This window comes from Neobacillus sp. B4I6, from assembly GCF_050434045.1.
GTDB lineage: Bacteria > Bacillota > Bacilli > Bacillales > Cytobacillaceae > Neobacillus.
In genome coordinates this window covers 2,456,509-2,479,362 of the sequence record NZ_JBNPWB010000002.1, presented here as the reverse complement: position 1 = coordinate 2,479,362, position 22,854 = coordinate 2,456,509, and the positions used below count along the sequence as shown (strand labels likewise).

At 36.2% G+C, this 22,854-nt stretch carries 17 protein-coding genes and 3 pseudogenes; 14 read left to right on the top strand and 6 right to left on the bottom strand.

Annotated elements, in window-relative coordinates; all coding sequences use genetic code 11:
- Positions 1 to 272: 272 nt before the first annotated feature.
- From QF028_RS14225 to QF028_RS14215, 3 genes and pseudogenes are all read left to right on the top strand, one after another.
- Positions 273 to 1,202: pseudogene (locus tag QF028_RS14225) on the top strand (transposase); the annotation flags it as partial.
- A gap of 212 nt (positions 1,203 to 1,414) precedes the next feature.
- Positions 1,415 to 2,434, top strand: coding sequence for a patatin-like phospholipase family protein (locus QF028_RS14220; protein ID WP_429466340.1), 1,020 nt, complete (start codon positions 1,415 to 1,417; stop codon positions 2,432 to 2,434).
- A gap of 47 nt (positions 2,435 to 2,481) precedes the next feature.
- Positions 2,482 to 2,646, top strand: coding sequence for a hypothetical protein (locus QF028_RS14215; protein WP_429466338.1), 165 nt, complete (start codon positions 2,482 to 2,484; stop codon positions 2,644 to 2,646).
- A 322-nt stretch (positions 2,647 to 2,968) separates the two neighbouring features.
- Here QF028_RS14215 and QF028_RS14210 read toward each other — a convergent pair whose 3' ends face one another.
- Positions 2,969 to 3,442, bottom strand: coding sequence for a hypothetical protein (locus tag QF028_RS14210; protein ID WP_429466336.1), 474 nt, complete (start codon positions 3,440 to 3,442; stop codon positions 2,969 to 2,971).
- 416 nt (positions 3,443 to 3,858) lie between these two features.
- Here QF028_RS14210 and QF028_RS14205 point away from each other — a divergent pair.
- Positions 3,859 to 5,069: pseudogene (locus QF028_RS14205) on the top strand (cation:proton antiporter).
- 433 nt (positions 5,070 to 5,502) lie between these two features.
- On the opposite strand, the gene QF028_RS14200 reads toward QF028_RS14205, so the two are convergent.
- Entirely contained in the window at positions 5,503 to 7,722 is a 2,220-nt protein-coding gene (locus QF028_RS14200) for a YhgE/Pip family protein (RefSeq protein WP_429472337.1), read from the bottom strand.
- Positions 7,723 to 8,424: 702 nt separating this feature from the next.
- Positions 8,425 to 8,961 (bottom strand): hypothetical protein, encoded by a 537-nt coding sequence (locus tag QF028_RS14195; protein WP_429466334.1) that lies wholly within the window; start codon positions 8,959 to 8,961, stop codon positions 8,425 to 8,427.
- 362 nt (positions 8,962 to 9,323) lie between these two features.
- Here QF028_RS14195 and QF028_RS14190 point away from each other — a divergent pair.
- The 4 genes and pseudogenes from QF028_RS14190 to QF028_RS14175 all read left to right on the top strand — a co-directional run bounded on the left by QF028_RS14190 (position 9,324) and on the right by QF028_RS14175 (position 12,843).
- A pseudogene (locus QF028_RS14190) lies at positions 9,324 to 10,597 on the top strand (IS110 family transposase).
- Between the two features lie 567 nt (positions 10,598 to 11,164).
- Entirely contained in the window at positions 11,165 to 11,401 is a 237-nt protein-coding gene (locus tag QF028_RS14185) for a hypothetical protein (protein WP_429466332.1), read from the top strand.
- Positions 11,402 to 11,804: 403 nt separating this feature from the next.
- Positions 11,805 to 12,317 carry a DinB family protein gene (locus tag QF028_RS14180; RefSeq protein WP_429466330.1) on the top strand — a complete coding sequence of 171 codons (513 nt, stop codon included), beginning with the start codon at positions 11,805 to 11,807 and terminating at the stop codon, positions 12,315 to 12,317.
- Between the two features lie 67 nt (positions 12,318 to 12,384).
- Positions 12,385 to 12,843 carry a hypothetical protein gene (locus tag QF028_RS14175; RefSeq protein WP_429466328.1) on the top strand — a complete coding sequence of 153 codons (459 nt, stop codon included), beginning with the start codon at positions 12,385 to 12,387 and terminating at the stop codon, positions 12,841 to 12,843.
- A 419-nt stretch (positions 12,844 to 13,262) separates the two neighbouring features.
- Here QF028_RS14175 and QF028_RS14170 read toward each other — a convergent pair whose 3' ends face one another.
- The 3 genes from QF028_RS14170 to QF028_RS14160 form a co-directional block, all read right to left on the bottom strand.
- Positions 13,263 to 14,489, bottom strand: a complete 1,227-nt coding sequence (locus QF028_RS14170) for an IS110 family transposase (protein ID WP_429465543.1) — start codon at positions 14,487 to 14,489, stop codon at positions 13,263 to 13,265.
- 371 nt (positions 14,490 to 14,860) lie between these two features.
- Entirely contained in the window at positions 14,861 to 15,991 is a 1,131-nt protein-coding gene (locus tag QF028_RS14165) for an IS110 family transposase (protein WP_429466326.1), read from the bottom strand.
- A gap of 915 nt (positions 15,992 to 16,906) precedes the next feature.
- Entirely contained in the window at positions 16,907 to 17,158 is a 252-nt protein-coding gene (locus QF028_RS14160; protein WP_429466324.1) for a hypothetical protein, read from the bottom strand.
- 1,112 nt (positions 17,159 to 18,270) lie between these two features.
- Here QF028_RS14160 and QF028_RS14155 point away from each other — a divergent pair.
- From QF028_RS14155 to QF028_RS14130, 6 genes are all read left to right on the top strand, one after another.
- Positions 18,271 to 18,399 (top strand): hypothetical protein, encoded by a 129-nt coding sequence (locus tag QF028_RS14155; RefSeq protein ID WP_429466322.1) that lies wholly within the window; start codon positions 18,271 to 18,273, stop codon positions 18,397 to 18,399.
- Between the two features lie 253 nt (positions 18,400 to 18,652).
- Positions 18,653 to 18,979, top strand: coding sequence for a hypothetical protein (locus tag QF028_RS14150; protein ID WP_429466321.1), 327 nt, complete (start codon positions 18,653 to 18,655; stop codon positions 18,977 to 18,979).
- A gap of 563 nt (positions 18,980 to 19,542) precedes the next feature.
- Positions 19,543 to 19,671 carry a hypothetical protein gene (locus tag QF028_RS14145; protein WP_429466319.1) on the top strand — a complete coding sequence of 43 codons (129 nt, stop codon included), beginning with the start codon at positions 19,543 to 19,545 and terminating at the stop codon, positions 19,669 to 19,671.
- A gap of 490 nt (positions 19,672 to 20,161) precedes the next feature.
- Entirely contained in the window at positions 20,162 to 20,296 is a 135-nt protein-coding gene (gene yhfH, locus QF028_RS14140; protein WP_214997704.1) for a protein YhfH, read from the top strand.
- Positions 20,297 to 20,658: 362 nt separating this feature from the next.
- A complete protein-coding gene (locus tag QF028_RS14135; protein ID WP_429466317.1) occupies positions 20,659 to 21,153 on the top strand; it encodes a DinB family protein in 495 nt (164 codons plus the stop codon).
- A gap of 178 nt (positions 21,154 to 21,331) precedes the next feature.
- The gene (locus tag QF028_RS14130) at positions 21,332 to 22,669 is read left to right on the top strand and encodes a DUF5050 domain-containing protein (RefSeq protein WP_429466315.1); all 1,338 of its coding nucleotides are present in this window, start codon (positions 21,332 to 21,334) and stop codon (positions 22,667 to 22,669) included.
- Positions 22,670 to 22,854: the final 185 nt, after the last annotated feature.

Genomic DNA, 22,854 nt, shown 5'->3' with positions numbered 1-22,854 from the left:
AAGAATGGATCATTAACCGGCTACCGTGGCGGATTAGAAATGAAGACATTGCTTTTGGATTAGAAAGACAATTCTCATCCAGCAATGAGTGATTATTGCCGGACAATGAATTGAAAGGAGGTTCCCTCATTAAAAGTGAATTGTTCTATAAAAACCCGAAAACCATTCTTAATAAAGGTACAGGCTTTCTTTCTGAATATACTCATTCACTAAATCCTAATACAGGCTGTTCATCTGGGTGTTCCTATTGTTATGTACGTCAAATGCCTGTATCCCTCTTTCGAGAAGGGGAATGGGGAAATTGGGTTGATGTTAAAAACGGAGCTGCGAATTTATTAAGGAAGGAGCTTCATCGTGCAAAAGCCAAAGGGAATGTAACCATTTTTATGTCATCAAGTACAGACCCGTATCAACCCGTAGAGCATAACGAAAAAGTGACACGTTCTTTACTTGACGTTATGTTAGAAGATCCCCCTGACTTCTTATTAGTACAGACGAGAAGCCCACTTGTAAGTCGAGATATCGATTTGCAGCGGCATTTAAAAGATAGAGTCCGGGTAAGTATGACGATTGAAACGGATTCGGAAACGATACGTAAACATTTTACTCCAGAGGCCCCTCCTAAAAGAAAAGCCGTTTCCCGGAGTGTGGGGCTTAATAAGATACGAGAGTTAAAGCAAGCAGCCAGTAAGTCCATTGGATTCCGGCAAGGCTCTGATATGGCTAAACTGGAGCTGAAAACTTTACTAGATAAATATGATTTATTCCAGCTTAAATTCGAAGAATTAGATTCCAAAATAGATATTTTACTTGATGAAATACCAGGTGTACCACAAATGTTGGCTATTAAAGGTGTTGGAAGGGATACGGTTGCCGGTTTCTTTTCGGAAGTAGGTGACCTCAATGATTATACCCATCCCCGACAAATTATTAAGCTAGCTGGCTTAAGTTTAAAAGAAAATACATCCGGTAAGCACAAGGGAAAAACGACGATCACAAAAAGAGGCCGGAAGAAACTGAGGGCTCTGTTGTTCAGGATATGTATGATTCTCGTTGCAAAAAATTCAGCTTTTAAAGCATTACATGTGTACTATACTAAACGTTCTGATAATCCATTAAAGAAGATGCAATCCCTTATTGCCTTGTGTAATAAACTGATCCGTATTTTCTTTAGCATAGGTAAAAAGCAATTTGAATTTACCGGAAGGTACACTACTATGAAAATCAAAGAAAAACGGAGAAATCGTGAGATTTTCCTTTCTTTATTGAGGGAGTTAATTGAAAAAGGACGGAAATCCTTAACTATCTTAACATTAAAAATATGTTAAATATTAATACCTAGAAGGTATCCGCTCCCTTTGTAAAGAATTAGATTTAGATAAGATCAATTTTTTTCAATTGGGAGTGGTTCACTATGTTAGCTTTAGCTCTACAAGGCATTGGGGGAATGAACTCATTTGCGGCTGGGGTACTCCAAACGCTTCGAAAAGAGGGGGTTAAGCCAGATTTGATTTCAGCTACCAGCGGTGCCATATTGTCAGCATATTATTTTTTGCAAAAAGACACTAATGCTATTGAAAAACATTATGATGAGTATTTTAAATCCGAAGAAAATGGAATCCCAACTTTGTTCAAATTCATGCAATACGCATACTTGGGCGTTCCTAACAAATTTTCTCCTAATTACCTCAACATTATTGAAAGATTGTCTGACAATTGGCCTTTCTTGAGATCGGAGGAATGGATCAATTTCTACTTCCCTAACAAAATTTACAAATCTGAATTTCCTCAACAATTTTTTGATGATATCGCCAATTGTTTTTCCACCAATGAGGAAGTGGGAATTATTATGAATGCCTATAATGTTAATAACGATCAGGCAGTTTTGTATGTGAACGAACGTGCTTGGGATACAATGGAATTAACTAAGAGGGGAAATTTTGAGGTCAAACCAATAACTCCGGATGGTGTGAGAGCATGTTTGCAGCTGCTTCAATATGGAGACTTTAAAGGGGAGTATGATGGAGCTTATCAATATAATCCGGTTTTGTCTCCGTTGGTAGTAGCCGACGAGATTATTTTGGTGACAGCAGCGCCACTAGGCAAATCTCTGGACCAAATCGATAACTTTTTTGATATCGAAGACTTTAAATTGAAGATGTTATTTAAAAATGCCCTTTATGCAGAGCTTAATGATATTTCTCGGATCAATAAACTTATTGAATACGGAAATAAGCTGGTTCGTCCAGAATCAGAAAATAAACCGTATAAAGAGTACAAATCGATTAAAGTGCAAACAATTCAGCCTACAATTCATCGTGGATTATTTGAATATTTTGTGGAAACCCGTGAATTTTACGAGGATGGTGTGTCTCGAGCGAAAAATTTTATTGATGATAGTCTAAATAAGCAGATACAGATTGAACGCGGATAAATCCCTCGTATCAATGTTTTAAAGGGTGATACTTTTGTATGGAGTAGATGTTTTTATCAGTAATTTTACTCTTTGATTATGTTTGTGCCGTTTTTGCGCTGCATGAATGGCTAACGGGTGCTTTTGTGAAAGAACGATCCAAGTGGGTGATTAGTTTGCCATTACCTTTTCTCCATGGCAATGACCCCTCATATACGACGGATGATTTTTAATGGCGGGAGCAAGGATTTTTGTAAATTTGGAATCCATTATACCTTTTTTCGTGGGTTCAAAGAAGGTATAGTGATTTGTAATCATGAACTGTCCGAGATGCGTCATGACTTTTACCGTCACCCCATGTGGATCCGGGGTCCCGAATAATCCAAAAAAACGCCTGTTTCCGGTACGCATAATCCATCGCAGGCAGCTATGGCATAACCAGATAAAAGGCTCAAGAGTTAAAGATAGGAAAGATTCCTTTGGCCTTCTTTTTTTAGTGCAACTAACAGAGCAGGTTAAAGGGCATCCTTGAGGTTGCCCTTTTTGTGTTCCCCCTTATCTTTTTTTCTTCTTCAATAAGGCGGCGTAGTTTGCCGCCTTTTCGGGTGGAGCAGTGAGGGATTTCTCATAACCTTTCTGGAAGCTTTTTTCGTACGCCCTTACAAACCTCTGCCCGAGTATTCGCCGGGCTGCCTGTAGCGCACTCATTTCCGGATGGGCATGAAGGTAGGCGTCGAATTTCTCCCCAGAGGAAAAAGAGAGGTACACCTGCCGGAGAAGTCCTATTTTAATGAGGGGCCGAGCTATCTTCCTCTTGTTGTCCAAGCTCAACTGGGAGGGCGGGATCTGCTGCCAAGCACGGGAAATCCTGAAACCATGCCGGTCTTCGAGCCCCGAACGGATTCCTTCATAATATCCTTCTTCCATCCCCATCTGGAAGGGGTCCGGCGGCGCTTGGCCGTCTGTCTGAAGACCGTCGGCGAAAAGAAGGCCGGCAAATAGGAAAAAGGCCATAAGTTTCCGTATCACAGCTTTTCCCCCTTTCTGTGTAATTCGTCTTCTTTAGTTTAACCAGTCATTTCTTTCATATGTAGTGCAGCAGGTAAACAACTCCCAAACGATGTTCAATTTACTATTGCTAACATCCCATCTGTGCCGCTATATAACCAGGATTTAGAAGATGACTTGCCAGAAACTGTTATAAACTTAAAACAAACCACTTTTTTACTAATGGATCAGTTTATTTTAATAAGAATTGAATAGTTTAAATAATAAAAACATAAAAAAATAAATTTCTAATACTATATGTTATAGTAAAACTAAAAAAAACAGAGTGTATTTGGAGGAGCCTGTCACCAAGGGATAATTATGTCCTTTGGTAACAGGCTCTTTTTGTATTTTTATTAAACAAAGACAAATGATAATAACGAAAGGTGGTAATTTAAATGCTAATACTACAATTAGCCATTATTCTAATTGCATCAAAAATAGCAGGAAGCCTTAGTGTTAGATTAGGTCAGCCTTCTGTTCTTGGGAAACTTCTCATTGGAATTGTACTTGGACCATCGGTTCTTGGATTAGTGAATGAAACAGAAACATTAGCTGAATTTAGTCAAATCGGAGTTATATTATTAATGTTTATTGCTGGATTGGAAACAGATATAGATGAATTCAAACGAACTGGTAAAGCCTCAACCTTAGTTGGTTTTGGAGGCATTATTGTTCCGCTTGTATTAGGTTACTTTACTGGAATCGTATTAAACTTACCTACGATGGAATCTTGGTTTTTGGGACTATTACTTTCTGCAACAAGTGTAAGTATATCGGTTCAAGCACTCAAAGAGATGAACCGATTAAAAACACCTGAAGGAGCCACGATCTTAGGAGCAGCCGTAATCGATGATGTGGTAGTAATCATTGCATTAGCATTCTTAATGAGTTTTGCAGGTGGAGATGTAAATTTAACCACTGTTATTTTAAAGAAAGTGATTTTCTTTGCGGGAGCTATTCTTGTTGGATGGAAGGTAATTCCTTGGTTTTTGAAGAAGTTCTCATCATTAAGAGTAACAGAAACAGTCATTTCTTCTGCTCTAATTATTTGTTTTGTTTATGCTTACTTAGCAGAATATACAGGGGTTGCTGCAATCATTGGTGCCTATATTGCGGCGTAGTAATTTGCATAACAGACTTCAAACACGAAGTTTTTGAGAAGATTGAAACGATTAGCTATTCTATATTTGTACCAGTTTTCTTTACCTCGATTGGTGTAACTGCGGAGTTCGTAGGTATTACTGAAAATATAGTTCTTATTGCTATTCTAAGTGTTTTAGCAATTTTAACTAAATTAATTGGTTCTGCTATTGGTGCAAAAGCTGCTGGTTTTGGCTGGAATAGTTCGTTAGGGATAGGTTCAGCAATGGTTTCTCGTGGTGAAGTTGCATTAATTATTGCTGCTATTGGTTTAGAATCCAATCTGCTAAGCCAAGATATATTTGCTGTTATAGTTGTTGTGGTACTTGTGACAACTATCGTTACTCCTCCGATGATGAAATTATTTTTTAAATCAAATACTCAACAACAAACAAATACAATAAAATTTAACAGCTTAAGCGTATGTACTCCACATTTTGCTGGAAGGGCTAAATATTTTAACTAGCGGAAACACTGAAAACTGTTCACCGTTACATTCGTTGTATTTCATTCATTGTTTCGTTTTGTTCCATTTGATTTAATTTACTCCTTGTGTATCTATTGGAGAAAAATAACACTATGATGAAAAAAATCAAGCATCCACCCATCATAACATCATAACCAACAAGAAATATTGCAACCATGAAACGAGAACTGAAAACTCCATTCAAATCCCCCTCGTATAATGACTTGTCTTCTATCAGTTTAATCAGGGATTAAAGGAAAAACCAAGGTGCTGTTAATCTATAATTGGCAATGATTCGATTCCATAGGTGAAACTTTAAATTGGAGGTCAATATTAAGGATTATCAATTAGAAAATAAGTTAATATAAATAAGCCCATTATCTCTATAACAAGAAATAATGGGCCTATTCATTTACATATATATAAGATTTGCCTAAGCGGCAGGGATGTTTTTCTTATGTCTTAATTGAAGAACAAAAAATAAGAAAGTACCAGCATTAAAGACAAATCCAAATACGGCTAACATTAGTGCATGGCTCCATACATCATGCAAATCATTTCCAATCGAGATAAGGTCACGAAATCCTTTAATCGCGTACGTCATTGGAAGGAATGCATGTATGTGTTGGTAAAATGGAGGTGCTAAAGCTATAGGGAATGTGCCAGAGCTGCCGCCAATTTGCAGTAAGAGTAGAATGAATCCAAGCATCTGTCCGATTTTTCCGAAAATGGTACAGAGCATTTGCACCAAAGATAGGAAAGTAAGACTCGTCAATATTGTAAATAGATATAAGCCCCATACATGTTTAACTTCTAGGCCCATGCCTTGGATAAGTATAGTTACTGCTAGAATGGATTGAACTAACCCAACCATAATAACTACACTGTGCTTACTGAGAAACCAAGAAGCCCCAGATGATGGTTTTAACGGTGTTTCCTTCAGTTGATAGGTAGAAGAGAAAAATAATGCACTAGCCATCAAGCCTATAGCCAAAATATAAGGAATTAATCCAGCTCCATAATCATTTACCTCGCTGATTTTGTGAGATTCCAACTTTGTTGGATTAGAAAACATGTCAAAATTTTTATCATTCAATTTCAGTTCATTCGCTTTTGTAGCACCGGATTGTAACGAAGAAAGTAATTGACCTGTTCCGTTAGATAGTTGGGAAGCTCCTTTATATATTGATGCGGAACCTTCTGCAAGTTTTTGAGAGCCTTCACTTAACTGATTTGCACTTGAATTCAGTTTATCAATCCCTTTCACAAATGGCTTGCTTGCATTTTCGATTTTTAAAATACTATCAGAAACAGCGCTAGTTCCATTCGTTAATTTGTTAGCACCACTATGTGCTTCGGCTAACATTTTGTTAAATGCCCCTAGATTTGAACTAAAGGTATGTTGCCCTTCTGCCAATTTTTTAGCGCCTACATACATCGATAGTTGTCCTTTTACAAACTGATCAAGTTGACTCTGCACTTGCTGTGAACCTTGTGAAACGGTTAACAGCCTAGACTCGAATTCAGTGATTCCTTGTTCTAAATCCACCGGCGCTCCTGTGGTGAAAGGAGACATGAAATGATCCAAATTCGAAAGCAACTGTTGTTTTTCTTGCTCTGAAAGACTTTTGCTTGTATTGATAAGCTCTTTTTGTTCTTTAATTAGTTGGTTCTGGCCCTGAATAATTTGTTGTAAGGAGTTCAGTTGGCTTATTATTTCAGGCTTTTTTTCATTTACATCCTCTAACGCGATCAAAAGTGGGTCAATTTTTTCTTGAATCCCAATTGTACCCTGATATGCCTGCTGTAAGTTTCTTTTAAGATCGTTAGCTCCTTGTTCTAATTCTTTAGAACCTTTAGAAAGCATTTCGCCTTTTTTGTTAAGGACTCCCAAGCCATTTTCTAAATTACTCATCCCACTATTAAGTATTTGAACCCCGTTAGACAGTTGGCCAATTTCCGTTTGAAATTGTTGTGTTCCATTGTATATCCTTTGTGTGCCGTCTTTAAATAAGACGGTGCCAACAGCTAAACTCTGCAAATAGTCTTGTAGGGTTTCGGAAGCATTTGTAATTTTGTTGGCAGCCTGGTCAATTTTAGTCGCTCCGTCAGTTGCTTTTTGTAAATTATCACCTACTTGATTTAAACTATTAAATAATGTGATTGCATATTGTTTTGTGATAGAATTTGATATTTTCTCATTGATTTTACTCATTCCAGAGGTTGCTATCTTTGATGCAGTATAGTTTTTCCCTGGATTTGTGTAATATCTCAACCCCATTTTACTAGGATGTTCGTCTAACAAGGATGATCCATTTTTAGAGAAATCATTTGGAATTTCGACTACCATGTAAAAATCTTCATTTTTTAATCCTTTAAACGCTTCTTTATTATTGGTAAATTTCCATTTAAACGAGTGATTCTGTTTCAAATCATGAACCAAGTCTTTTCCCAACTGCAAATTCTGCCCAGCAAATGTTGATCCCAGATCTTTATTTACTACTGCAATTGGAAGGTCCCCAGTTTTAGAATAGGGATTTCTAAAAGCGGATAGAAAAATGCTGCTATAGAGCAACGGTATAAAAAGAATGGCTATCAATGTTAATCCAGTTTTGCGATGGCTGAAAATATTTCTCCACTCGCCCCTTATCATATTCAACTATTTTATCCCCCATTGTTTCCGGGTACCGATTTATTTTGTAGGACCCTTATTTCATAGGCTAATTTTACTATAAGATGTCCTTGGGTGTTAGATACTTTATTTTTCCATTTTGAATACTTTTTATATTGACCCAATTCACCTTCTGGAAACGATTATCCCACATTGTTTAAAATCTTGGCTAAAAACATACCGAACGTACTCTGGGCGGCAGCACTACGGACTGATCAGAAAGGAAAAAGCCCCCTTTCTGTCATTCCGTACGTGTCGCTTCGGCATTAAATGGACCGATAACCACGGTCTGTACGGCTCACGCCTACATGCCGTAGGTTCCTATTCCATTTGCGGCTTACACCGCCATACCGAACGAGCTGAAAATCGGAAAACCGGAAAATCAAAAGATTAAAAGATCAAGAGAATAAATGACAAAAGGAGAGCAGCCGAAACGGCTGCTTTTCTTGTTTATTTATCCCTTTTGGGTTATGAAATCCTGCGAATAAGTGAGCATTCGAGAGATATTCGTATCAAACTGAGGGAGTTAAAAAGGGAAATGACTCATTTATGCGTTTTTGACCGATTTGTACAACAATAATCAAAAGAATACTAAAGTAAAAGAGATGAAAAAGCAGCCTATCTTTCAAAATAAGCTGCCCAATTAATCCTTAAATGAGATTTTGTTTTATGAATTTATGATGCCTAGATAATATCATGAACAATAATTTCACCAAGATATCTTCCAGGGTTTGTACCATATCCAACTTCTACTGGTGCGGTTACAGTCGCGTCAACGACAATACGTACAGTATTGCCAACTAATACACCAGCTCCAAGTAATGTATCTCCCGAAGCCGTCGCAACATTCTGAGGATTTCCTCCATTAGATTCAGTGAATAACGGGATACTTAAGACAACAATTCCTAATAAATTTACGACTTCTAGGGTAGCGGTTACTGTTGCAGTCCCATTTGCTGCGAAAGCATAAAAAGCACTAATTGGTAAAGCGACATTAAGAATTGGTAGACCACCAATAACAAAAGTACTTCGAAAGGTAACAACTTGTCCAGATGCAGAGTTCGGTGACCAAATATAAGCCAGACTCCCATCGATAGCCGGAGAAATTAATGATGGTGGTGTAAATACTGCTGGTGTTGGTAGAGTCCCAGGAGATGCAGCAGTGTCAGCAATTACGAGTGTATTAGCAGGGGTTGTAAATGCTTGTAAAGCTAAAGGCATATCTATATTTCACCTCCTTTTAATTATTTATGCCAGTTAAATGGCATATTGTATACTATGTTTTCTAGTAACCCATGATTGGATATTTGAATCAGTATAAACGTTTGGTTTTTAAATATTTTACATTTGTTAACTAATGGGACAGAATAGCAGCTGATTGCGACATAAAGTACTTCTTCAACAAACGGGTGCTTATGTTAAAGATGGGATGGCTGCGGCTATCCGTTTTCTTATTACACTAACGAAGCAGGTTAGCATTCCTGTAGATCGTTAAATATCAGGTTTGAAAAAAATAGAGCCCCTCAGTAAGATACGAGTATAGAGTCCAATCTAACTCAGAGTCTTAAGGAGGAAGCCCTAATATGAATTTTAAAATGCAAGACAAACAAAATCAACTTATTGAAAGAATTTCCGATACACATCTTATTGTTGGTGTGGATATTGCTCAACAACTACACGTTGCAAGAGCAGTTAATTTTCGTGGAATTGTAATCGGAGACCCTATCACCTTTGAAAATAATGAAGAGGGGTACGTTAAACTATTAAATTGGATTCAAGATTTAAAAAGATTAAAAAATTTAAATGGAGCAATAGTTGGTATGGAGCCTACAGGCCATTACTGGATTAACCTATCAAAATGGTTATATAACCAAAAGATCGAGGTAGTAACAGTCAATCCCCACTTAGTAAAAAGAATAAAGAGAATCGAGATAATACCCAATCTAAGAGTGATAAAAAAGATGCACTAGTGATCGCAGATATGGTCAAAAACGGCTACTATTCCTTTATTCGCCCATCCTCAGAATCATTTGAGAAACTTAGAGTTCTAATGTCTAATCGTGATGTGATTGTAAAACGTCTAGTAATGTCTATTAATCAAATAAATCGATGGGTGGATGTTGTCTTTCCAGAGTTGCGACAAGTGTTTAACGATGTTTCGTGCAAAGGTGCAATCGCAACCCTTCGTTTGTTTCCAACTCCAGCTGAAATATCTTCAATGGAGTCAATAGATGTCCAGAGGGGATGGAAGTCATTAATGAAAAGACAACCAGGACCTAAAAAGGCTCAATTACTGATCAATCTAGCAAAATCTTCTATTGGAACTGGACAAGCACTTGATGCTTATAAATTCCATCTAGAACAATTATTAGAAGAATATGACCTCGCTGTAAAACAACTCGAAAGAGTTGAACAACAAGTAAAAGAAGTTCTCAACAAAATACCATTTGCAAAAAAACTACTTATGATTAAAGGAATAAGTGAAATTTCATTAGCTGGGATACTAGGTGAGTCAGGAGATCTAAGTGGATTCTCTCATGGAAACTCTCTATTACGACATGCGGGATTACATCTAGCTGAAGCCAGTTCAGGCAAATGGAAAGGTCAGATTGTGATTTCAAAGCGTGGAAGGTCAAGACTACGACGCTTCCTCTACTTAGCAACTATGAGCCTTGTGATGAATAACCCTGAATTTAAAGCCCTACATTCCCATAATGTGAAGGTTAAGAAGATAAAGAAAATGAAATCAATAATGAAACTGATCGGTAAACTAGCAAGGATTTTTGTAGGAATAGCACGACGAAACGAGTCTTACTGTCCAAATAAAATACAGGAATTAATCCCTTTAGCAGCTTAGAAATAAAACATTAGTTTATAAAATGTATCAATTAAAATAGTTAACTTTAATTTTGAATGTTGTCTTATTCGTAGAATTTCAAATATGTACGGAGTACCAGGTTTATTCCACAAAAGGGCATCGTGACCCATCAGGTTAGCATAACTGGCCTCCACCCCTTGGATAGGCATGACGAAGGAATGAAAGGGCAATTGACCCGTTGAGACATGGGAGGGAAAGCCTCCAGGGGCGGCGTGGAGATGTTCATTATATGGTAAAATATGGAGTGGTAGCTGACTCCTTTATTTAACTATGCCTTCACGAAGCCAAAATGATCTTAACTCATTTCAATTACCCGTAAATCCAATTACAAGGGTTATGAAATCCTGCGAATAAGTGAGCATTCAAGAGATATTCGTATCAAACTGAGGGAGTGGAACAAGCACCAATGTTCCATTGCAACTTTTTATAAAAAAATTCCTAGATGTATATCCTATAAAAGAACTTAATTTTGTGTTAGAGATTGGGATGTATTCTATGTGGTTTCTTTATGTATCCATTGTTGTGTTTAACCTGGTTGCTTTCCTAATGAAAAAAAATTTACCACCTATTGAATATTACGCCAGCATTTTTTGGGGCTTATTTACTTCCGAGCTAGCTGATAGATTTACGGATAAATATAATATGTACGGATTTTTCGAACCTTATTTTGTTGAGGCAAAGACCTTACTTGTTATTTTAGGGATATATCCAGCTGTAACTATGCTTATTATTAATTGGTATCCCTTTAATCGTCCATTAATTAATAGGGTTATGTATATATGATTTTGGTCTGTTTTTTCTACCTTTTACGAATGGTTATCACTTCAAATGGGATTCTTATATCATAAGAAATGGAGTATGTGGTTTTCAGCTATTTCTTATCCTTTTTCATATGGGCTGTTATTCGGTAATTTAAAATTTATTCGCTGGTTAGAGTATAAAAAAAGGGTGTAAAATCTGTTGTAAAATTAATTAATTCAGTGCTGTATTTTTCAACAAGGGACTTATGCTTAAGGTCGAGCTGCCATACTTGGTGGCTTTTTCTTATTAAAGTAACGTGGCAGTTTAGTTAAAGGAATTTTTTTTAATAAAACAGAATATATAAGTTAATGGTTTTTCCAAAATTTAGATTTTTAAGTGCCGTTTGTCACAAAGGAAGAACAAATAGAAATGGAGGAAAATTAATATGACACACCCCGTATTAAAATTGTACAACTACCACGTTTGGGCAAATGGAGTTATAATGGACCGTTTGAGAGAACTTCCACAGGATATTTATCATCAGGATATTCAGAGTGGTTTTTCTTCGGTATCAAAGGTGTTGTCTCACATTTTTCTCACAGATTATACTTGGTTTGACATTATCTCAGGTAAAAGTATGAATGAAGCAATGGCGACCACGAATCAATTAAGAGAACAGGTGGAAATGAAAAGTATTAAGGAAATGAAAGAAATATTTCTAGACTTATCCGAACGATACAAAGCACTTCTGGACAGTCAAAAAGATATTGAAAAGTTGATTGTAGTTGATAACCCATATGCTGGGTTACTTGAAACTTCTATTTCTGAGACAGTACTACACGTTGTCACTCACGGTTCCTATCACCGTGGCAATATAGCTACTATGTTGCGACAAATGGGGCACACCTCCGTTATGCAAGACTTTGGGCTTTACCTCTATCAAAATAGGACAGAGTAACTCAGCACCAATCCCCCTCTAAATGATTTATTCAAATATAGGGGGAACAATAAAAGGGGTGAGAATTTTGACAGTACAACATTATATAGCTTCGAATAGGGAGATTCCAACTGGTGATTTTGGACAAAACCCTAAGCAGATTGAGAATATGATTATTTATGAGACAGAAGATGACTTTTTTGGCATAACAGTATGGGACTTAGAAGGTTATGATGAAATAAGGGGGAAATTTTCCAATCCTTTTGTGTATCATCTTGATTGTCGTAATACTAGAAAATGTTATAGCGATTTATTTAAGTATATAAATGAAAATCTTTCCGACGGTGAAAGTATAGAATTATATACTTGCTTGGATGGAGATGAACTGAAAGAAAAAAACGATATACTAAATGTTGTTGTTAACTTAAAAACAAAGCATTTCATTAATGATATAGAAAATTTTAGGTTGAACGAAAAACGCTTATTTGATGAATTAAGTGAACGGTTTTCATTTAGAGAGATGCAGTATGTAGTGGTAACTAAATAACAATACTTCTATTTCTCTTATTGAGGCTAGTACAAACCTTTTGATTGGAGAAAATAGATTATGACACTCTTATATGTAGGAATTAGTTGCATTATTGTTGGATTCGGTTTAAGCTCACTTAGTTTTTATGAAGTTAAAGATGGTTTAAAATTTTTATTTGAAGAGCGAAGTAAGATAAACAAGGTAGCCTTTTTCTTTACAATATTTGAATATGTAACAGGGATATTTGTGTTTGGAATACTACTCATATTGTTTGGCATATTTGCTATAATAATGAATTTTTTTTGATACTGGCTTGTTTAACTATCCTGAAAATAAAAACTGCAGTGGGGAATTTTAGGCAATACGAAACTAGACCCATTAAAATCCGTTAAAAAAAAGGATCTGGGCTCTTAATTTACAATGTATGTTGTCCTTCATTAGGCTATAGCTTCAACCGTTACTTTACAACCAAGGATCTCTAGTCGTTTAATAGATTGTTTGATCACTATTTCTTTTTTTCGTCGATCAAAGTAATCTGCACCTAACTCAACATAAAGTTGCCTTTTGTTTAACAAATGATAAACAATCGTTAAAATGGTATGTCCAACCGCAACTGCCGCACGTTTTTTTCCAATTCTTGCTGCCAAGCGCTGATATTGAGAAGAGAGATAAGTGTTTTTGGTTTTTGCCGCCGAATGTGCTGCTTCAACAAGTGCTGCTCGCAACTTTTTATTACCTTTTCTGGTTTTACCGGACTTTTTTTTCCCAGCACTTTCGTTATTACCTGGAACCATCCCAGCCCATGAACATAGATGGGCTGCCGTAGGAAATTGCTTCGCAATTTCTTTTCCTAGTCCTATTTCAGCCAAAAGTTGTTCCGCATGGCTTCTACCTATACCTGGAATTGAATCTAGTAATTCAATATCTTCTTCATATGGTTGCATGCGTTGTTGGACTTCTTCACTTAACATTTTGATTTGTTGATCCAAAAAGTCGATATGTGAAAGCTGAGTTTTTAACATCATCTTTTGATGGAGTCCGACGGATCCGAATAAGGCACGTTCCAAATCATCCTTTTTCTTTTTCATACTTCTTTTTGCCATTCCAGCTAATCCTTGAGGATCATCGATCCCATTGATGAGTCCCTCAATCATTGATCGTCCGGACACACCCATAATGTCTGTTGCAACGGAGGAAAGTTTGATATTAGCACCTTCCAACACTTTCTGAATTCTACTTATTTCTCTTGCTCTTTCTTCAATAAGACTTCGGCGGTATCGAACAAGTTCCCGTAATTCCCTTTGATCTCGATTCGGAATGTAGCTGTGTTGAAGAAGACCATGACGAAGCAATTTTGCGATCCATTCTGCATCTTTAACGTCGGTTTTACGTCCTGGGACAGCCTTGATGTGAGCAGCGTTGACCACCATGGGTTGAATGTCTTCTAATTCGAGAAGGTTGTATATTGGTTTCCAATAAACACCGGTACTTTCCATAGCAGCGTGAGAACAGCATTTACTTTTAATCCAATCTATTAATTGAATCAGATCGTGTGTCATCGTACCAAATGTTTGAATCTCCTTTCCTTTTGGAGTAATGGCACAAGCGGTAATGCTCTTCTTGTGAATATCTAATCCACAACATCGTTCATTAACAACATCCATTATTATTTTCCTTTCTACGGGCTGAAGTAAATTAGGCTGGTGCAACAACCATATAAGATTAATCTATCCTGCGTGCTTCCCGTGAGGGAGCGACAATTTGTGGTGCACCTGGTCGTTAAAAATCAGTCTACCATGCGGGCTCGAGGCACCATAGTTGAACGACCTACCTTCGCCAGCCTATAAAAAGGATTGACAGGTACAATGAAAACTAGACGGGATTATGAACCATTTTCATTCATTTGATGGTGCCGCAGTGCGGCATGGTTGTCTACCATGAAAATAAACTTCTGTAACACAGTGAAAAAGGCAATACTAAAGAGGACGCAGCTCAATCATTTTTTAAAAAAGGGGAGAGCGCCAGATTCATTGATCTATGGTTTAGAAAGTAACTGAATTAAGGAGGCTTTAGGTTCTTCTAACGTAACGGTGTATCCTAAACTTTCGAGTCGTCTCAGTGAATGCCGAACGATAGATTGTTGTCTTTGCTTATCAAAGTAGTCTTCGCCTAAGTCTACATACATTTCTTTTCGGGTTAAGAGATAATAAGAGATACGTAACATTGCGTGAGCAACTGCAATACCAGCACGTTTCTTACCCTTTCGGGATGCTGTACGTCTATACAGTGCTCCGAGATAGTTTTTGGATCCTCTTACTGAATGAGCTGCAGTGGGGAATTGTTTTTTCACATCAGTCCCAATTTCGGATAGAATTTGCTCAGCCATCCTTGTTGCTATGCCTGGAATGGAATCCAGACGTTCTATATCTTCTTGATGGGAGCCCACTCTTGCCGCAACTTCCTGATCCAACATATTGATTTGCTCAGTCAAAAAATCGATATGTCCTAAAATGGTTTTTAACATGAGGCTGTGATGCGAGTTGATATACCCTTTAAGAGCGAGTTCCAATTCTTCTTTCTTTTTTTTCATAGTACGTCGAGCGAAGTTTGCTAGTTTTTCAGGATCCTCTTCACCATCTGCAATGGCGTCAAGCATATCACGGGCTGAAACACCCAACACATCAGAAACAACAGATCCCAACTTAATGTTCGCGCCTTCTAATACCTTTTGGATTCGATTATGTTGTCTGGCACGCTCTTCGATAATACTTCGACGATATCGAACTAGTTCACGCAGTTTACGTTGATTCCGATCTGGAATATAACTTGCTTTGAGCAGTCCGTGACGAAGAAGTTTGGCGATCCATTCAGCATCCTTCACATCTGTTTTACGCCCTGGAACTGCCTTCATATGTTGGGCATTCACAACTAAAAACTCAATATCCTCAGCTTCAAGTAAATTCACAATCGGCTTCCAATAAACACTCGTGCTTTCCATAGCGACATGGGTACAATTATGTTGTTTAATCCAGTCAACCAACTGTAATAGAAATACAGTTTTAGTAGAAAACGTTTGAATCTCCTTGCCTTTAGGTGTCATAATACAGGCAGTAATATTGTCCTTATGGACATCCATACCGCATGCTCTTTCAATGACTACATCCATTGAAAACATCCTCTCTACGGCAATTGTTATAATTAGAGGCTGGTGCATCAACCAGAATAGGATTAATCTACCATGTGTGCTTCCCGTAAGGGAGCGACAGTCAGTGGTGCACCGTGGTCGGTGGAGTCAGACTAACGGATGGGCTCTAACGCACCATAGTTCAGCGACCTTCCTCTCCCAGCCGTAGAATCAGTATTGACGCTTCTAACCCATTTTCATTCTCTGTGGTGAAGCGCTGATTTTTGCGCTTCATGGATGGCTAACGGGTGCCAAGAGTTAAACAAGGTGTTGCTGCGGCAGCATCTTATTTCTTATTGTGCTAACGTAAGCAGGTTAGCTCAATAAGAAATACTAATTATAGGAAAATGAAGAGGACAAAAAAGGATACTGTAATAACAGTACCCTTATAGATAAAAATAATCTGAAATGAAAATTGAAGCGAACATAAAAGATGCTATAAAATTTAAAATAAAGACGACTTTTTCTTCCTTTAATAAATAACTCTCAATTCCAATTAGCAAAAAGGATAACGAAAGAAATAGTGTACCAAATGACCGATTGATGTCTATGAAAAATAATGAAAAAAATCCGATAATTATTACAAGTTGTAAATAAAAAAGGGGTTTTATCCTTTTCTTCTTTTTTTCAAAGAATTTTTCCAAAAGTCCCAATGAAAATCAATCCTAATCTAAAGTGTTAGTCTAATTATAACAAAAGTGAAGGCACTTTAGTAGAACTTTGTTGTTGTTCTAAAAACAGATTGTGAAATGTTGTACTTAAACTATTGGGTGCTTTACCAAAAAGATGGGCAAAAAAAGGTGTTACCTTATCTGGCAGCACCCATTTTTATAATTAAAAGTCAGTTTTATTTATGGAAGTAAATTTAGTTAAATTATAACATTAAACAAATAAGGGCTAGGCAATCTGAGAACTACACCTTGTACCAACTTGTTCTGATTGTACTAAATCATTTAAGGCTTGCTGATTAATCACTTCATTAAAATCAGAAGGTTGGTCTAAGGAAATTCCTTTCCGATTACCAACAGAAATAATTATTCCTATTTCATAATATCTATTTTTCGTAAGAATACCTTTTTCAATATTATTAATAATTTCATAGTAAAAACGAATTAATAACTCTTCAGGTAACTTTTCATAGAAATCCATTTTTTATTCACCTCAAACTCCAATGATTGTAAGCCTTTTCAATAATTATACCATTATTCGTATAATTATTGATGTTAAAGTTGTGTAAAAAAATAAAAACATTATGATTTGTTATAGTAAAATACGGAATGTTTGATAATCGACTTCACCCTAAAACCTAACAATCCACCTTCTTCAACTAAAGGGTGCTTATGTTAAAGATGGGATGGCTGCGGCGATCACATTTTCTTATTGTGCTAACGAAGCAGGATAGTTGTGCGAAATGTTTCTAGCTTAAATGGAGGATGGTCACATCTCTCTGGTAAAGGCTAGACAGTTCCTTCTGGAACTGAAGGGTTATATCGAAGAGTCAAATGATAGTGTAACGACTTGAAGGGCTCTCTCTTAGTCGAATGGCACTTAATTTAGTAAGAATAATAGTGTTATAAGCTCGGTGAAAAGGCGTGAGAATTTACCGTAACAGCTTAGCTTTTAGCTGTCGAAAGCCTACCCGCGGGGGTGGTGTAAATCATGATGCTTGAGTTGAAAGAATATGGTGAGAATGCGAAGAAACCTAAAAAAATTAAGGTTAAGCTGACAAACTTCTGAATGTACGGGTCTAAAACTGCAATACATAGAAATGTGTATATCACCAAATGTGAGGTTAGATGTGGATGAGTAAAACTAACTAATATAAAAATCCATGATACGTTATAGGCGTATGAATGCTAACAGGCTTACAGGAAGCACCTAAGTTCTTTCTATAATAGATATAATTCAACATTGTAAGCTGATAACGTGGAGGGCTTACTCCCGAAGAATCGTTGGCAAGGAAAGCAATGACGATACTAGTTTTTGTATAACTTGTCTTTATATCGGTGAAAGTGGTGGCATAGTACTAATGAAATGTCTAATCAACACGGAGGGATAGCCACTAGACTAATGAAGAATCATTCAACCATGTAAGGCAGATCTTTATCGATTAATAAGGTTCTCGTGAGACTAAAAGAGGTTAACTCCGAAAGGGGTAGCCGACTTATTGAAACGGAAGAAACTGAGACACAATGAGTACTATAATTTACAAGAGTGCTTTGATGCTCTCTACGCTCGAAGTGTCAGTGGTGAAAAGTTCTATGGATCGATTGGTACATCTAAAAGATAATGAAAAGATAAAAGTACTTTTAAAGGGCTTAAATCTTTCCAAAAAGCAAAAAGAAAAACTTAATAAACTTCGAACACAATGTCTTAATAAAGCAATTTGATTTCGGAAAATAATAAAATCAATCTAAGAAGATACATAGAATTGAATGAATTGGATTAGTTGGAGCGCCGTATGCGATTAAAGTCGCACGTACGTTGCGAGCAGGGGGAAAAGGGGTCGATAACTTCAAACCCTTACCTATCTGTCATTAATTAGGAGGGGGGGTGCGGCGGGTTAAACTTCGGTACCATGCCATGGGTAATACATATAATAACTACAGTTAATTTAATAAATTTATACGAGGAGAAAATTTTATGCTTACCGAAGCCGATGCATTTAGAGTAGGCGGTTTAATAACTGTAAGACTCATTGGTCAATTGCCCACACCATGCGATGAAGTAGAAGAACTCGTACATTACCCGGCAAACGGAATTGGTTCTGCTCGAATTTTTCTTAGAGAAGGCAGAAAACCCGGACTGGAAAATATGTACTGCACACAGGGATTGGGGAGAATATGGAGTATAAATTCAGAGATTCGTGACAAATTTTCTAAGACTGTAGAGATTTTTATAAATGACCATTTTGTGAGGAAAATTCGAGTCATAGAAAACACATCAAAAGGATGGCATAACATACATTGATTGATAGCTTTACCCCTTTTTCATATATAGTTAACACATCTTATCTACCCGTATGGGTAGTCTTTCTTTGAATTAACTATTTTGCTATCCTTCTGAAATTTGATTTGATTGTGAAGAAATGTACTTAAGCTAACGGGTGCTTGAGTTAAATAAGTAAGGCTGTTGCGGCAGCGTTTTTCTCATTGGACTAACGGATTACGTTAGTAACATTTATTGAGAGGTGTTTGTATTGTTAGAGATTGAAGAAGTAAGGGAAAAAATTAAACAGTTAGATGAATCATTTGCTTAAAGTCTTTTACTAATCATTTATGCAAGACTTGATACTGCAATAAATGGAACTGGTGGGGATGATGTCATCAAACAAACTATTAAAGATTTATTTGATATGTATTCGAGACTTCCAGACAGTAAAAAATTCAATAAAAAATAAATTCTTTTTGCACTAACGAAGTTCTCGTCTGTCATTATAGCAGGCTTTTTGCTTATTCAGCTAATGGGCAGGTTTGTTCAATAAGGATTTAGAATATAATCTGTAATATTACCTAATTTGGGAGATCGTTTTGGTGGGGATTAAGGAGTTAATCAATTTCCTTAATAAACTGGAAGAAAGTAATATATTTTATAAGCTAAATAAAGTAAGAGATGAAGCTATAATGGTTGAAATTTCTGTTCCAGGGAAAGATACTATCTAACGATTTCAGTGATTAGTTCAAAAGGTTATTAAGCTGTCGGGTGCATTCCTTAAATAAAATCCAGTACAAGGAACAGGTATGAAAGAAGTAATTCGTGTTGAATTATGTGAATTATTGGGTTTGAAATCACAAAATGCTGGAAGAGCATCTAACCTTTTTTGGATTGGTGTTCGGTGATATGATTCAAATAAACAGAAGAGGCAGAACCCAAGAAACACCAGAATATGCATTACATATTCAATGTTCGTGGAGAATTACCTTAGATTACACAATTGTTGTAGCTTCCGAGATTTCTATCTCCTAACTCGGAATGGGATGATGATACTGAGGATTTCGATTGGGATATACAAGGTAAAAATAAATTTGATGAAAATATTAAAACTTTTATTATTTATTTAAAAAAGGTCTATACTTTTTTCTCTTTTTTGCTTATACTGTACTATAACAAGATAAGAAACAACGAACTGTATTAATTAAGGAGGAGATTTAAATGTTAATTAGTCCAGTTGAATTTTTCCGAAATTTGCCAAAAAAGGAATGCCCTGAATGCGGGCAGCATATGCAAGAGCAAGCAGAAAGTTATTTGATGGATTGTGATCGTTGTTTATCCAAAAAAGAAAAGTAAAGTTTGTTAACTCTCCAGCATTGCTGGGGAGTTTTTAATTTCATAAAAATAAATTAGTAGAATTCTTGGAAAGTAGAAAAGCATTTGATACAGCAACAAAAGTAATTAAATTTATCGAAATGAATGTCTAAATATTTGTTAATTTTTATAAATGAGCCATATTAACTAACCTCTTGCATTAATTAAAAGATCGTCTTTTTTTTTACGATCTTTTTTATGAGTAATCAAAATCTGCAAAATATTTACTCCTTGCAGAAGATGTGAAGTAATGTACTTAAAACTAACTGGGCAGGTTCGTGGAAGAGGGTTTATTTTTACATAACTAGAATATGTATTATCATTATAAGAAAGTGGGTGTATTGATGATGTTTCATCAAAACGAATATGAATGGGTTCGTCAGACACGATTAACGGTGCTAGACTATTGTAAGGAACTTAATCAAAATGATTTTACTCGCCAAAATGGATACGGTTGGGAAAGTGTGCGAGACTCATTGGTTCACATAGCAGATTGTTATATTGCGTGGCTCGGCTCATTTGTTTTATTAAAAACAAAGAAGCCAATTACACCAAAGGATGAACGACAGAAATTGAAACTGGACGATATAAAAATACGCTTTGAACAGGTTGATTCTTTTGTAAATGAGGTATTTGAATTACACGGAAAGCAATTATCTGAGCCAATTCAAAGAAGGATTCCTTGGAGAGATGAAACAGAAATTATAACATTTACCCCTGGTAAATTAATAATGCATACTATAACTCACGAATTTCACCACAAGGGACAAATTGTAGCTATGATACGTCAGATGGGTTATGAACCTCCAAATACAGATGTATTAGGAACTAACGATTAATATATGTAAGAGAAAATAGATTTCTTTACCTTTTTCTATTAACAGCTACAAGGGTAATAAGGGGGTGCTGCGGCATCTCCTTTTATATTGAGCTAACGGATGTAAAATCAATTAGGCACTTTTTCTTTTACAGAATAATACGATAAATAATGTAATCTGTCATAAGGAGGGTGCAATAATGAACAGAAACCTTAATCTTAGTTATGTTGTTCAACCAGTTGATAATTTATATTCAATAGCATTGAAGTTCAATACTTCTGTGGAAAGTATTGTTTTCTTAAATCATCTCGTAAGTCCGATCATATATATTGGCCAAACGCTATTGATTCCCGAAACAGCTTCAAAAAAGGGTATTGAAGCTAGGCAATTACAATACAAACCTGTTACAGCGTACACAGCAGATAGACCTATTTTGGTTAATGGTGTAGATATTAATACTGGGCTATATCCTGTATTAAATTTTCAACCTACAGGTGCAACCTACCCTTTTATTTATGTTCCAATTGCCGAGTTTAGCAGGGTTGGGGCCAAGGTTGTATGGGATGAGACAAATCAGGTAATTAGGGTTACTACTGATTATGATGAATTGAAAAATAGAGTCAATGTCCTAACCCAGGAGAATCAATATTTATTATCACTTACTGAAGATTTGTCTATGGAGGGGCTGGGGAATACAGCAGGTAATATATTGAACAGTGGTATTGTTGGTAAAGAAAACGAATGGCTTTATTATAATAAACGGCAAGGTACAGCGTTGTATGGAACATTATCTAAAATTAAAACAGATTTGACAATGGATACACCGTTAATGGCCAATGATGATCCAACCTATATTAATGTTTTAAATGGATGGGTCTATTATCGAAATGGCAGGGATAATGGGAAGATATACAAAATAAAAATTGATAGTACAGAAAGGACAAAATTAACGGATGATAGTTCTACCGATATTATGGTTGCAGGTAATTGGATTTACTATGCAAATCAGTCGGACGGTGCTAAATTATATAAATTAAACGTAGATGGAACAGGAAGGATAAAATTAAATGAAGATCAATCCTCCGCCATTAACCTAATTGGTAATTGGATTTATTACCAAAATGTATCAGATGGCCAAAAACCATACAAAGTAAAAATTGATGGAACGGAAAAAACAAAACTAAATGATACAAGTGCCTACAATATTCAAATAAATGGCTATTGGATTTATTTCAGAAATCCTGCAGATGAAAATAGAATTTATAAGATGACTTTAGATGGATCAAATAAAATCAAATTAAGCGATGTTCCTACTTCAACCTTCAATGTGTCAAATGGTTGGATATACTATACCACTGTAGATGTACCTGGCGGTGATCTCTACAAAATGAAGATTGATGGAACAGGTAAAACTTTTTTAAATGAACATTTTGTAACAAACACAAACATTTTCGACGATTGGATTTATTACACAAGAACGGAGAAAATGGTATATCGAATAAAAACAGATGGGACACAAAAGCAAACTCTGTATTAGTGCTTTCACCTCCCAAAAATCCTTAATTGACAAATTATCGTAAGATGTTGTTTAACTAACGGTTGCAAGAGTTGAAGATTCAGCTGCCATTTTGGTAGCTTTTTATTATTCGACTAACGTAAGCAGGTTAGCTTAAGAAGAAACCATAATGAGCATTTGAATAAAGTTATAAATTAAACACAAAA